Here is a 13,787-nt window from a genome sequence, read left to right on the forward strand (position 1 = left end):
CGTGTATCTGTCGAAGGAGGTCCATCATGTTTGAAGATCAGCCCCAGAGCGAGATCGACGCCCGTCGCGCGCGTGATCCGGAGTTCAGGGCACTCCATGACCAGCACCGCAAGTTGAACAAGAAGTGCATGGACGCGGAGTTGGGTGTACTCCCGATCGATGATGTCACCCTGGGTCGCATGAAGCGTGAGAAGCTGCTGGCCAAGCAACGTCTTCTGCGAATGTACGAAACACCGCTCCCAACGACGTCCCCCACGCTTTGACGCACTCCGTCGCGCCCGGAACGGCGTGACCCGGCCATCGATGGCCCCGCCGGGCGCTCCTGCCCCGGCATCGCGGCACCGCCGATGAGGCGGCCGCGCCAAGGCACCACAAGCGGTGGTGCCTTGGCCTGCAGGCACCACTCACCGATGCGGGCGGTACCGGTCTCCTCGTCGATCCGGGCCCGCCCGCATCCCTTTACGGGGCCGGCGGGCGGCATCTCCGCGCCGACCTGACATTCAGCGCCATCCGTCGGATAATCATCGGTCCGGCCCTGCGTGGCGCGAATCGAAAGTCCTCCGAATGCCCATCCATTCCTCCGTCCTCGAACTCATCGGCCAGACCCCGATCGTCAAGGCCCAGCGCCTGGACACTGGTGTCTGCGAGCTTTACCTGAAGCTCGAGAGCGCCAACCCGGGCGGTTCGATCAAGGATCGCATCGGCCTGTCGATGATCGAGGCAGCGGAGCAGCGGGGTGACCTGAAGCCGGGGGCGACCCTGGTCGAGGGTACCGCTGGCAATACCGGCCTGGGCCTGGCACTGGTGGCCCAGCAGAAGGGCTACAAGCTGATCCTCGTCGTTCCCGACAAGATGAGCCGCGAAAAGATCTTCAACCTGAAGGCGATGGGCGCCGAGGTTCGCCTGACCCGTTCGGACGTCGCCAAGGGCCACCCGGAGTACTACCAGGACCTGGCCAAGACCATCGCCGAGCAGACCCCGGGCGCCTACTTCATCAACCAGTTCGGCAACCCGGACAACCCGGCCGCGCATGAGTTCGGCACCGGCCCGGAGATCCTCGAACAGATGGGCGGTGACCTCGATGCCATCGTGTTCGGCTGCGGCAGCTCCGGTACCATGACCGGCCTGTCGCGTGCGTTCGCCAGGCTCTCGCCGAAGACCGAGCTGGTGCTGGCCGATCCGGTCGGCTCGATCCTTGCCGAGTACATCAACGACGGCGTGCTCAACGACAAGTCGGGCAGCTGGCTGGTGGAAGGCATCGGCGAGGACTTCCTGCCCTCGATCTCCGACTTCAGCCGTGTCAAGAAGGCTTATGCCATCAGCGATGCCGAGAGTTTCCACACCGCGCGCGAGCTGCTGGGCAAGGAAGGCATCCTCGGCGGTTCGTCCACCGGCACCCTGCTGGCCGCGGCGCTGAAGTACTGCAAGGAGCAGACCACGCCGAAGAAGGTGCTGGTGCTGGTCTGCGACACCGGCAACAAGTACCTGTCTAAGATGTACAACGACTACTGGATGCTGGACAACGGCTTCCTGGAGCGCCCGCAGCACGGCGACCTGCGCGACCTGATCCTGCGCCCGTACGGCCAGCGCGACACGGTGGTGATCGGCCCGAACGACCTGTTGACCACCGCCTACCAGCGCATGAAGCTGTATGACGTGTCGCAGCTGCCGGTGATGGACGGTGACCAGCTGGTCGGCATCGTCGATGAAAGCGACGTGCTGCTGCATGTCTACGGCGACGAAGCGCGCTTCCGCGACACCGTGGCCACCGCGATGGTCAGCAAGCTGGACCGGCTGGACGTGAAGTCGCCGATCGAGGCCCTGCTGCCGGTGTTCGACCGCGGGCAAGTGGCGATCGTGATGGACGGTGACGCCTTCCTCGGCCTGATCACCCGCATCGACCTGCTGAACTATCTGCGCCGTCGCGTGCAGTAAGCCGCTGATCGCTGCCGTTCACCGCTGAATTCCGGTTTATTCGCGTCAAAGCTCGTTAAGGCTGCGCTGATAGACTCCCGATCCTTTGACGGCGCCGCACGTCGGCGCCATTCAGGAAACGATATGTCCAACTCCTCTTCGCCCGACCGCGCGCTGGCCCTGGCCACGCTGGCCATCCACGGCGGCCAGTCGCCCGATCCCAGCACCGGCGCGGTGATGCCGCCGATCTACGCCACCTCGACCTATGCGCAGTCCAGCCCGGGCGAGCATCAGGGCTTCGAGTACTCGCGTACCCACAACCCGACGCGCTTTGCCTATGAGCGCTGCGTGGCCTCGCTGGAAGGCGGCACCCGCGGTTTCGCCTTCGCCTCGGGCATGGCGGCCAGCTCGACCGTGATCGAGCTGCTGGACGCCGGCAGCCACGTGGTGGCGATGGACGATATCTACGGCGGTAGCTTCCGCCTGTTCGAGCGCGTGCGCCGCCGCACCGCCGGGCTGGATTTCAGCTTCGTCGACCTGACCGATCTGGCGGCATTCGAAGCCTCCATCACGTCGAAGACGAAGATGGTCTGGATCGAGACCCCGACCAACCCGATGCTGAAGATCGTCGACATCGCCGCGGTCGCCGCCATCGCCAAGCGCCATGGCCTGATCGTAGTGGTCGACAACACCTTCGCCTCGCCGATGTTGCAGCGTCCGCTGCTGCTGGGCGCCGACCTGGTGCTGCATTCGGCCACCAAGTACCTCAATGGCCATTCGGACATGGTCGGCGGCATGGTGGTGGTGGGTGACGACGCGCCGCTGGCCGAGCAGATGGCGTTCCTGCAGAACTCCATCGGCGGTGTGCAGGGCCCGTTCGACAGCTTCCTGGCCCTGCGCGGCCTGAAGACCCTGCCGCTGCGCATGAAGGCGCACTGCGCCAACGCGCTGGCGCTGGCGCAGTGGCTGGAAAAGCACCCGGCGGTGGAGAAGGTGATCTACCCGGGCCTGCCCTCGCACCCGCAGCATGAGCTGGCCGGCAAGCAGATGGCCGGTTACGGCGGCATCGTCTCGATCGTGCTGAAGGGCGGTTTCGAGGCCGCCAAGCGCTTCTGCGAGAAGACCGAACTGTTCACCCTGGCCGAGTCGCTGGGCGGCGTGGAGAGCCTGGTGAACCATCCGGCGGTGATGACGCATGCTTCGATTCCCGTGGCGCGTCGGGAGCAGCTGGGGATCAGTGATGCGCTGGTAAGGCTCAGCGTGGGTGTGGAAGAGTTGGGGGATCTGCAGGTGGATCTGGAAAGGGCGCTGGGCAGGGCTTCTGAATGAGTAGCATCCACGCTGAGTTCGGCAGTTCGCCGGGTGCGCTTGTCCGCAGCCTGGTCTCCAATCGCATGCTGATCTGGCAGCTGACCCAGCGTGAGGTCATCAGCCGGTATCGAGGTTCGGTCTTCGGGCTGGCGTGGTCCTTTTTCAATCCACTGTTGATGCTGGCGGTCTACACCTTCGTTTTCTCGGTGGTGTTCAAGGCGCGCTGGGGCCTTGAAACCAGCAGTCATGGTGATTTCGCCGTCATCCTGTTCGTCGGCATCATCGTCCACGGTGTGTTCGCCGAGTGCATCAACCGTGCACCGGGGCTGATACTCAACAGCGCCAGTTACGTGAAGCGCGTCGTGTTCCCGCTGGAGACACTGCCGTGGGTCGCGATGGGCGCCACCCTGTTCCATTCGATGGTTTCGGTGCTGGTCCTGCTTATCGCCCAGTTGCTCCTGCGTGGCTCGATCCCGCTGACCGCACTGTGGTTGCCGGTGGTAATCTTCCCGCTGGTGGTCGGCACCATGGGCGTGTCCTGGCTGCTGGCGGCACTGGGTGTCTACCTGCGTGACATCGGCCAGGTCACCGGCATCGTCACCACGGTGATGCTGTTCATGGCACCGGTGCTGTATCCGGTGCAGGCCCTGCCGGAGAACCTGCGGCCGTACATCTATCTCAACCCGCTCACGTTCATCATCGAACAGGCGCGTGAGGTCCTGCTGTGGGGCCATGCCCCGGACTTCATCGGGCTGGGCAAGTACGTAGTGGGGGCCGCGCTTGTCGCGTGGTTCGGTTTCGCGACGTTCCAGAAAATGCGCCGGGGGTTTGCCGATGTCCTTTGATCCCTCCAGCGATGTCGCCATCCGGGTAAGCGGCGTCACCAAGTGCTTCCAGATTTATGACCAGCCGCACCAGCGGCTGAAGCAGGCCGTGCTGCCGCGCCTGCGCCGTGCCGCAGGCTTGGCGCCGCGCCGCTACTACGACGAGTTCTGGGCGCTGAAGGGCGTCGATTTCGAAGTGAGGCGCGGCGACACGGTCGGCATCATCGGCCGCAACGGGTCGGGCAAGTCGACGCTGCTGCAGATCATCTGCGGCACCCTGCAGGCCACCTCCGGAACGGTCGAGGTCAAGGGGCGCGTGGCGGCCCTGCTGGAACTCGGCGCGGGGTTCAACCCGGAATTCAGCGGGCGCGAGAACGTCTACCTGAGCGCCTCGATCCTCGGCCTGACCCGCGAGCAGATCGACACCCGGTTCGACGACATCATCGCCTTTGCCGATATCGGCAACTTCGTCGACCGGCCGGTGAAGACCTACTCCAGCGGGATGTACGTGCGACTGGCGTTTGCGGTCATCGCGCACGTCGATGCGGACATCTTGGTGATCGACGAAGCGTTGGCCGTCGGCGATGCGATCTTCGTGCAGAAGTGCATGCGCTTCCTGCGCAAGTTCCGCGAAACCGGCACACTGCTGTTCGTGAGCCATGACACCTCCTCGGTGCTCAATTTCTGCCAAAGCGCGGTGTGGCTCAACCGTGGCGACATGGTCATGCACGGTACTGCCGAAGACACCTGCAACGCCTACATCGAGTACTGCTCGCAGGAGGTGTACGGCGATACGGTGAAGCTGACCTCGCGCCAAGCCTCACGTGATGCGGCGCCGACAAAGCCGCGGTCCAAGGCCCAAGTGGAGCGGGACACGCGTCTGGAAATGTTCGACAACGTCGCCAATTCGGCTGGCTGGCAGTCCGGTGTCGCCAGCATTGATTCGGTGCTGCTCAGCGATCCCCAGGGCGAAACCCTCACCTCGTTCGCCGGTGGCGAGGATGTGCTGCTGCGTGTGCGGGCCACTGCACACCAAGCGCTGTCCAGCCCGTTGATCGGTTTCTTCGTCAAGGACCGGCTGGGTCAGTCGCTGTTCGGCGAGCACACCTTCACCTACATCCAGCCGCCGATGCAGGTTGAGGCCGGGACGACGCTTGAGGCCAGTTTTCGCTTCACGTTGCCGATGCTGCCCAACGGCGATTACTCGATGACCGTTTCCATTGCTGACGGTGATCCGTTCGCCAACACCCAGCATGCGTGGCTGCATGACGCGGTGCTGATCAAAGTCGCCTCGCCCAAGTTGCGCTATGGTCTGGTGGGCATCCCCTTCGATGAGGTCACCATGACGCGGGTAGGGGGAGCGGAATGAACCATGGCTTCATTCCGCCGCTGACCACCGACGACCCCCGCGTCAGCATTGGTCGCTTCACGTACGGTGGTGCCACCTTCAAGCTGTGGAGCGCCGGGGAGCGCATCGAAGTGGGCGCATTCTGTTCCTTCGCCGAAGACGTGCTGATCTTCGGTGGCGGCGAGCATCGCATGGATTGGGTCACTACCCATCCGTTGCGCATTGCGTTCAATTCGCCGGGTGCGGGCCAGGATGGGCATCCGCACAGCAAAGGCGTGACCCGCATCGGCAACGATGTGTGGATCGGCCATGGCGCGCTGGTTCTCTCCGGAGTGACCGTGGGCCACGGCGCCTGCATCGGCGCCGGTGCTGTGGTCAGCAGGGACGTCCCACCCTACGCCATCGTCGCGGGCAACCCTGGCCGTGTCGTCCGCATGCGCTTCAGCGAAGCGCAGATCGAGCACTTGCTGCACATCGCCTGGTGGAACTGGCCGGTGGAGCGGATCAAGCAGTTTGAATCCCTGCTGTGCAGCCCCAGCATCGATGCATTCATTACGGCCGCGCTGGCCGACCCGGACGCTGCGGCGTCGTTCACGTGATAGAGACTGAGATGATCGATTTCCCGTTGTCGCCGAACATGCTGATGATGCCGCGCAAGCTCCCGCACAGCGCGTGGCTTGGGCACATTCCCTTCGCCAGTTGGCTGGTGGAAGTTGTGCGGCCAACGAGCATCGTGGAGCTGGGTACGCACAACGGTGCCTCGTTCCTGGCGTTCTGTCAGGCGGTGGAAAGCCAGCAGGTCAGTGCGCGCGTGTTCGCGGTGGATACTTGGGAAGGCGACGAGCATGCTGGTTTCTACGGTAATGAAATCTACGCCGAGCTTCGCGATTACCAGCAGCGCCATTACGCCGGCATTTCCGAGATGATGCGGATGCGCTTCGACCAGGCGCTGGAATACTTCGCAGATGGATCGGTCGACGTCCTGCACATTGACGGCCTGCACACCTACGAAGCCGTCCGCGAAGACTTCGAGACGTGGCGCAGCAAGCTGTCGCCGCGCGCGGTCGTGTTGTTCCACGACAGCTGCGTGCGCGAGCGCGGGTTTGGCGTGTGGGAGTACTGGAGCGAGATTTCCTCGAAGTTCCCGTCGTTCGAATTCACCCACACCCATGGGCTGGGCGTGCTGCTGGTGGGCGAGGAGCAGCCGCAGGCATTGCTGCAGCTTGCCCAGGCTGCGCGTGACGGCCAGTTCGCCACCATCAACCAGTTCTTCGATGCACTGGGTCGCAACATCAAGAACGTGGAAGAGATCGAGCGGGTGAACCAGGGCCTGACCGCCGCCCATGGCGAGATCGGCCGGCTCAACGCCGAGGAAGCACGTCTGCGCGCACTGCTGGAGAAGAACAGCGACGCCACCGAGGAGCATTACGCGATAGTGGAGTCGCAGTTGCCGAGCCTGGCCCAGGGCCTGTCACTGCTGGAGCGTCGCGTCATCGAAGGGATGAGCGAGACGCGCCAGGCACTGGACCATTCCCGTGAAGCCGCGGTCGCCAATGTGGTGGCGTCGGTGATCCCGCGCCTGGACGAGCAGGACCGGAAACTCAATCTCCTCGTGCGCCCGTGGTGGCGCCGAGCCCTTGGCCGCTGAGCAAACAGGATTCCGCAAGGCACCTACATGTCCATCGACAAGACCCTACTCAAGCGTGGCCTCAAGCGAGTGGCGGCCAAGGTGCTGTCCATCAACTGGTTCGCACCTGTTCCCGATCGCCTGAAGCTACTGGTTGCCCGTCGGGCGGGGTGCTGTGACTGGCACTGGTATGCGCGCTTCATCCTGCGTTCGTCCGGGGCGGCCGCCGAAGGCCCCAGCCACTTCCTGTCCTTTGGCAATGCCGAAGGGAAGTCACCGAGCCCGCTGTTCGACCCGGCGTGGTACTGCGCGCGTTTCGGCCTCAAGGCGTCCCCGCTTGATGCCCTGATGCAGTACCTGTTCATCGGCGAGCGCGTCGGCCTGGCGCCAAGCCCGTGGTTCGATCCGCACTACTGCCGGCGCACCGCACCGTCGTCCAGCGGCCTGCGGCCGGTGCTCGGCCAGTACCTGGTGGATTACCACAACTCGGGAACGCCACACCCGTTGTTCGACCAAGAGTGGTACCTTAACCAATACCCGGACGTGCGCGACAGCGGCGCCAATCCGTTGCTGCATTTCCTCTACGACGGCATTCCCGAAGGGCGTCTGCCCAATCCGTACTTCGCGCCGGCGTGGTATCTGGAAGCCTATCCGGATGTGGCAGGCATCGACCCGTTCGCACATTTCTTCGCGCATGGCGCGGCGGAAGGACGGAGCCCGGGGCCCGAATTCAACGCGCGACAGTATCTGGACCAGAATCCGGATGTGGCGCTGACCGGCATGAACGCGCTGGCGCATTACTTGGCGGTGGGGCGTCGCGGTGGTCGCGAGCTGGGCAAGCGCCCCTTCTCGCTGACCGATCTTGCCGCGCCCGTGGCGCCTGCCGACGCGCCGCTCCAAGACGGCGTGGTCGACATCGTCCTGCCGGTCTACCGCGGCCTGGAAGAGACGCGCAACTGCATCGATTCTGTGCTGCGCTCGCATAACCGCAGCCGTACCCGGCTGCACATCTACAACGACTGCTCGCCCGAGCCGGAAGTGACCGCCTACCTGCGTGAGCTGGCCAGCCGCGAGCCGTCGGTACGCCTGACCGAGAACCCGCAGAACCTCGGCTTCGTGCTGACCGTCAATGCCGGCATGGCGCACGCCCTGCAGCAGGCCGACAGCATCGGTGCTCTCCTGCTCAACAGTGACACAATCGTGACCGGTGACTGGGTCGACCGCATGGTTGCCCACCTGGGGGCCAATGTCGGCTCGGTCACGGCGCTTTCCAACAACGCCACGATTTGCAGTTATCCCCAACTGGGCGCCAACGCGCTGCCGGAGGGGATGGATGCGTCAGCGCTGGACCACCTGACTCGCCGCATCAATACCGGTGTGGCCGTGGATGTTCCCACCGGCGTCGGCTTCTGCATGCTGATCTCCCGCGCCGCGTTGGAAAAGGCCGGCCTGTTCGATGCCGAGGCTTTCGGCAAGGGCTACGGCGAGGAGAACGACTTCTGCATGCGCTCGGGTCGTCTCGGTTTCCGCCATCGCTTGGCCATGGACGTGTTTGTCGAACACGTGGGTGAAGTGAGCTTCGCCGACGACAGCAAGCCCGGCAAGATCATCGCGCAGAAGATCATCGACGAGCGCTACCCCGATTACGGTTCGCAGGTTGCCCGGTTCTGTTCGATGGATCCGGGCTTCTCGGCGCGCGTGCGGCTGACCCTGGAGGTTTGGAAGGCGAGGGCGCGTCCGGTCTCGGTGCTGTTGACCCACACCTGGGGCGGAGGCACCGAGCGTGCTGTGCAGGCCATTCGTGCCTCGCTGGCCGAAACCGGCGAAGTGGTGATCGTACGGCCGATGGAGGACAACAACGGGTCGGGGCTGGTCAACGTCAGCCATGCATCGGACTTCGATGGCTTCGATTTCCTGTTCCACTACCGCACGCCCGAAGAACTGGCCGCGATGCTGCAGGCACTGGGCACCGGAGCGCTGCAGATCCACCATCTGGTCGGGTTTGGCCCGTCGGTGCGTCGCGCGGTGGCGCTGACCGGGCTGCCCTACAGCTTCCACGTGCATGACAACTATGCGATCTGCCCGCAGATCACCCTGACCGACGCTACCGGCAACTACTGCGGCGAGCCTGGTGAGAACGGCTGTGACAGTTGCATCGCCGAGCGCCCGTCCAACGGCGCGGCAGACATCCGCAACTGGCGCGCCAGCAACCAGTGGCCGCTGCTGGGTGCGCAGGCCGTGTTCGCACCGAGCCGGGATGCGGCGCAGCGCATGCAGCGCTACACCGGCATTCCCGTGCAGGCCGTGTACCACGAGTCCCGCATCGACACGAATCCGGGCCGGCTTGGGCGAGGCGCGCGGCCGTACCGGGTGCTGCTGCTGGGTGTGATGGCCGCGCACAAGGGGCTGAATCACCTGATGGCCATTGCCGAGGAAGCGCGACGTGTGCGTGCACCGCTCGCGTTCCACGTGATCGGCTATCCTCAGACGGACATGCTCAGGAACCCGGGATTCAGCTGGAGCGGTCCCTATGCGGAGCAGGACCTGGACGAGCTGATCGAGGCGCATGACCCCGATGCGTTCCTGTTCCTTTCCCAGGCCCCGGAAACCTATTCCTACACCCTGTCGCACGCCCTGCGGGATGGCCGGCCGATTGCCGCCAACCGCCTCGGTGCGTTCATCGAGCGGCTGGAAGGCGTCCCCAATGCATTGATGCTGGCCCATGACGCGACTGCGGCCGATGCGGTGCGGGCGCTGGTGACGTGGCTGGAAGGTCTGTACGAGAAGGAAACTGCATGAAACAGCGATTCGGCACGGAGCTTCGTCCTGCGCTGCGCTCGCAGTACCCCCTGCGGATTGCGGTGATCCCCGAGCGCTACGGCACGGTGATGTCGCCGTGCGCGAGCATCCGCCTGCACGCGTTCACCGAGCGCTTCGCTGCCGATGTCCGCTACCTGATGCCGGAAGAGCTGTCCGCCTTTGCACCCGATCTTGTGCTCTGGAACCGCGGCGCCGTCATTGCTGGATCGGGCCTGGCGATGATCGCCGAGGCGGGACGGCAGGGGGCAGCGCTGGTCTACGACCTGGACGACAACCTGCTGGCCATGGACGAGCATCCCGAACGGGACGCCTATGCCGCAGTCATTGAAGCGGTCCGCAGCTCGATCACCCTTGCCGATGTCACCTGGTGCTCGACGCGCCCGCTGGCCGAGGTGATCAACGCTGCCGGCGGTACCGCCGAGTGGATGCCCAACGCGCTGGATGCCGATCTGTGGCAGGCAGCGCCAGGTGAGGCGCTGTCGCTTCCGGCAACCGGCACGGTACGCCTGCTGTACATGGGAACGCGGACCCACGACGACGATTTCCGACTGCTCGACGCGGCACTGCAGCAGGTCTGGGAAAAGCGTCCAGGCGCGTTCTCGCTGACCCTGGTGGGCGTCAACGCTGCGGACACCGGCAGTCGGCCCTGGATGCAAGGCCAGAGCCCCCCGGCCCATGTCGGCGCGTCCTATCCCGCTTTCGTGCACTGGTTCTCCCGCCTGCGCGGCTTCCATGCAGGCATGGCGCCTCTGCTCGGCTCGGATTTCAATCGTTGCAAGAGCTCCATCAAGGTGCTGGACTACGCCGCCATGGGCTTGGCCACGCTGGCTTCGAACGTGCCTTCCTATGCGGATGACGCGCACGACGACCGCATCTTGATCGACAATACCGCCGATGCCTGGACTGATCGGATCGTTTCGCTGGTCGATCGGCAGCTGGCGGTGGATGAGATCGCTGCACGCGCCGTATCGCGCGTGGGGCCGGACATGTTCGACGAGGCGGTGGCCCGTCGCTGGGAGAGTTGCATGCAGGTGATGGGGAAATGATGAAAGAAGGTCCAATGAAGCGCACGGCGCGCTGGCTGTTGCCGATCGAGCGGCCACGCATCGCACTGCTGCTTCTGGCACTCGGCGTGCTGGTGATGATAGTTGCGCGGCTGTTCTCCTGGCCGGGCTTCGCGACGCACGATACGGTGTTCATCACCCAAGAAGCGCTGCGTGGCGAGTACACCTCCTACCACCCGGTCCTCAACGCACTGCTGATCCGCTGGCTGGCCGTGCCCTTCGAATCCTTCAGCATCTACACCTCGCTGCAGATCCTGTTCTGCGCGACGCTGTACCTGCGCAGTGCCACGCTGTTCGCGCGGATGGTCAGCCGGCCCGCGTGGATCGTACTTGGCGTGGCGCTGTGGGCGGCAATGCCCAGTACCTACCTGTACCTGGGCATGATCTGGAAAGACGTGCTCTGCGCGTATTGCCTGCTGTTCCTGGCAACGCTGGTGCTGCAGTCGCGGCAGACCGGCGTGCTTGCGGGCCGTGCCGATGCAGTGCTGCTAGGCCTGTCCCTGTTCCTCATCGTTGCCACTCGCCATGGCATGGCGATCAATTTCCTGCTGCTGCCGCTGGCCATCGGTGTGCGCCAGCTGTGGGCGGCACGCCCGTATCGAGCGGCCTTCGTGGCGTCGGTCGTCGGCTGGCTGCTGATGTCGTTGGTCGCGGCTTCACCTCTGGTGAAGAATGATGTCGCGCACCTGTCCAAGCTGAAGATCTCGGCGGTGTCCGGGCCGTTCCTGGGCATGGTGGCCAACCGCAGTGGATACACCAGCAACGACCCCGGCCAGGACCAGGCGCTGGCCGCCCGTGTGTTCGGGCCGGACTACGCGGAGAAGTACCGTCCGGACTACCTGATGAACGAGGTGGTGCTGACGGATCCGCAGGAGCTTGATGAGGCGTACGGCCTGATCCTGCGCCGCACCGCACGGCTCTGCCTGCTCAATGTCTCCCAGTGCGGCTCGGACCGCCTGCAGATGATGCTGGCGACGCTGCAACCGAGCACCGCCTTCGGTGGCATGAAGTTCTACGACCTGGCGATCATGGAGAACTGCCCGACGGTGTTCGGCATGGACCCGGACAAGTGCGATGTACTAGAACGCTTCGAGCGTGGCGAACGCCCCGGCGTGCTGGTTGAGTTCCAGCGCAAGTTCGTTTCCCGTTTCGTGGATACCCGCGGCACTGTACAGAACGTATTCGTGTGGAACCTGCTGCCGGCCTTCGTGCTGCTGCTGGCGCTGCTGGTGTTCACCGCACCCGGCCGTCCGCTGTGGATCCTTTCGCTGTTCATCCTGATGCAGATGGTGCTGCCGATGGCAACGTCGATGGCCAACGATTTCCGCTATTACTACTTCCTGGCACCTCTGAGCACGCTGCTGGCGGTATTCGTGCTGGGTCGAGCAGTGCACGGTCGCAGCTTCTGGCGCGATCGCCCAACGCAATCCAATGAGGCAAGCCATGTCTGACGCCACGATGGAAGCGCCGCGCCAGCAGGTGGCCGTGGTGATTCCCTGTTACAAGGTCCGCCGCCACATTCTGGGCGTCATCGATGCCATTGGTCCGGAGGTCGATGCGATCTATTGCGTTGACGACCGCTGCCCGGATGCGAGCGGGGACTTCATCGAGCAGCAGGCGCGGGACCCGCGCGTGGTGGTGCTGCGCCACGAACAGAACCAGGGCGTGGGTGGAGCCGTGATGACGGGCTACCAGCGCGCGATTGCCGATGGCATGTCCATCCTGGTCAAGGTCGATGGCGATGGGCAGATGGATCCCACGCTGGTGCCGCTCTTCATCGGCCCGATCCTGAAAGGCCAGGCCGACTACACCAAGGGCAACCGTTTCTGGGATCTGTCCAACATCCGCCGCATGCCGCTGGTCAGGCGCATCGGCAACCTCGGCCTGTCCTTCATGACCAAGGCATCGACCGGTTACTGGGATGTGTTCGACCCCACCAACGGCTACACCGCCATCCATGCCAATGTCGCGGCGCGGCTGCCGTACGCATCGATCAGCCGGCGTTACTTCTTCGAGACCGATATCCTCTTCCGACTGAACATCATGCGGGCGGTGGTGTGCGACGTGCCGATGGACGCGACCTACGGCGACGAGGAGAGCAATCTCAAGATCGGCCAGGTGCTGACTGAGTTCTCCTACAAGCACGCACGCAACCTGTTCAAGCGCATCGGCTACCGCTATTTCCTGCGCGACCTGTCCATTGCATCGTTCGAGCTGCTGGCTGGCACGTTCCTGCTGGCCAGCGGCGTGCTCTACGGTGGCTGGCACTGGTTGCAGGCGCTGGAGGCTCAGCAGGCCTCTGCCGTCGGTACGGTGGTCCTGCCGTCGATTGCGGTCGTGAGCGGGCTGCAGTTCCTGCTGGCCTTCATCGGGTATGACATTGCCAGCGTCCCGCGCCAGGTGCTGCATCCCCTGTTCGCCCCGTTCCGGCCGCGCCGGCGGGACTGAGTGCCGATGGGGGCCGGTGCTGCCGGCCCCTCGGTTGCTACGTCACGCGCCCGTCGTGGGCTTGAACACCAGGCGCGAGAAGATCAGGTAGTTCCAAGCCGCGATCATGCCCATGACCACGAACTTTGCCAGCAGCACATGCAGGTGCAGGTGGTCCACCAGCAACAGCAAGGCCAGGTTGCCAAGCAGCAGGTTGATGGCGGCCAGCGCACCGTAGCGCGCCAGCTCGCTGCGCCAGCTGCCCTGGCTGCGGAACACCCAATGCCGGTTCATCATAAAGCTGACGACGAAGCCGCAGGCGAAGCTGGTTGACTGGCTCAGTACAAGCCAGCCGCTGCCCAGCGCGCCCTGCAGCGCGATGAACACGAGGTATTCGGCCGCAGCGGCCGAACCGCCGGACAGCAGGAAGCGAACGAGGCGCGGAATCATGC

At 64.5% G+C, this 13,787-nt stretch carries 12 protein-coding genes; 11 read left to right on the forward strand and 1 reads right to left on the reverse strand.

Going from position 1 to position 13,787, the window contains the following annotated elements; genetic code table 11:
* The first annotated feature begins 26 nt into the window (after window positions 1–26).
* The 11 genes from ACUDTM_RS15155 to ACUDTM_RS15205 all read left to right on the forward strand — a co-directional run bounded on the left by ACUDTM_RS15155 (window position 27) and on the right by ACUDTM_RS15205 (window position 13,356).
* Entirely contained in the window at window positions 27–263 is a 237-nt protein-coding gene (locus ACUDTM_RS15155) for a YdcH family protein (protein WP_005407964.1), read from the forward strand.
* Window positions 264–564: 301 nt separating this feature from the next.
* Window positions 565–1,935 carry a pyridoxal-phosphate dependent enzyme gene (locus ACUDTM_RS15160; RefSeq protein WP_164093329.1) on the forward strand — a complete coding sequence of 457 codons (1,371 nt, stop codon included), beginning with the start codon at window positions 565–567 and terminating at the stop codon, window positions 1,933–1,935.
* Window positions 1,936–2,058: 123 nt separating this feature from the next.
* Window positions 2,059–3,243 (forward strand): cystathionine gamma-synthase, encoded by a 1,185-nt coding sequence (locus ACUDTM_RS15165; protein ID WP_439426574.1) that lies wholly within the window; start codon window positions 2,059–2,061, stop codon window positions 3,241–3,243.
* Window positions 3,240–4,070 (forward strand): ABC transporter permease, encoded by an 831-nt coding sequence (locus tag ACUDTM_RS15170; protein ID WP_227837870.1) that lies wholly within the window; start codon window positions 3,240–3,242, stop codon window positions 4,068–4,070. The genes ACUDTM_RS15165 and ACUDTM_RS15170 overlap by 4 nt, the downstream gene beginning before the upstream one ends.
* Complete coding sequence (locus ACUDTM_RS15175; RefSeq protein ID WP_227837872.1) at window positions 4,060–5,418, forward strand: ABC transporter ATP-binding protein; 1,359 nt, start codon at window positions 4,060–4,062, stop codon at window positions 5,416–5,418. Before ACUDTM_RS15170 ends, ACUDTM_RS15175 begins: the two co-directional genes overlap by 11 nt.
* Entirely contained in the window at window positions 5,415–5,996 is a 582-nt protein-coding gene (locus ACUDTM_RS15180) for a CatB-related O-acetyltransferase (RefSeq protein WP_276577096.1), read from the forward strand. Before ACUDTM_RS15175 ends, ACUDTM_RS15180 begins: the two co-directional genes overlap by 4 nt.
* Before the next feature lie 11 nt (window positions 5,997–6,007).
* Entirely contained in the window at window positions 6,008–7,045 is a 1,038-nt protein-coding gene (locus ACUDTM_RS15185; RefSeq protein ID WP_227837874.1) for a class I SAM-dependent methyltransferase, read from the forward strand.
* Between the two features lie 27 nt (window positions 7,046–7,072).
* Window positions 7,073–9,823, forward strand: a complete 2,751-nt coding sequence (locus tag ACUDTM_RS15190; RefSeq protein WP_439426576.1) for a glycosyltransferase — start codon at window positions 7,073–7,075, stop codon at window positions 9,821–9,823.
* Entirely contained in the window at window positions 9,820–10,890 is a 1,071-nt protein-coding gene (locus tag ACUDTM_RS15195) for a glycosyltransferase (protein ID WP_227837878.1), read from the forward strand. The genes ACUDTM_RS15190 and ACUDTM_RS15195 overlap by 4 nt, the downstream gene beginning before the upstream one ends.
* A complete protein-coding gene (locus ACUDTM_RS15200; protein WP_227837880.1) occupies window positions 10,890–12,359 on the forward strand; it encodes a hypothetical protein in 1,470 nt (489 codons plus the stop codon). The genes ACUDTM_RS15195 and ACUDTM_RS15200 overlap by 1 nt, the downstream gene beginning before the upstream one ends.
* Window positions 12,352–13,356, forward strand: coding sequence for a glycosyltransferase family 2 protein (locus ACUDTM_RS15205; protein WP_227837882.1), 1,005 nt, complete (start codon window positions 12,352–12,354; stop codon window positions 13,354–13,356). Before ACUDTM_RS15200 ends, ACUDTM_RS15205 begins: the two co-directional genes overlap by 8 nt.
* 42 nt (window positions 13,357–13,398) lie before the next feature.
* Here the strand turns inward: ACUDTM_RS15205 and ACUDTM_RS15210 are convergent, their stop codons facing one another.
* Window positions 13,399–13,785, reverse strand: coding sequence for a GtrA family protein (locus tag ACUDTM_RS15210; protein WP_227837885.1), 387 nt, complete (start codon window positions 13,783–13,785; stop codon window positions 13,399–13,401).
* Between the last annotated feature and the right edge of the window lie 2 nt (window positions 13,786–13,787).

The sequence above is a fragment of the Stenotrophomonas maltophilia group sp. vghtpe118 genome, from assembly GCF_052605195.1.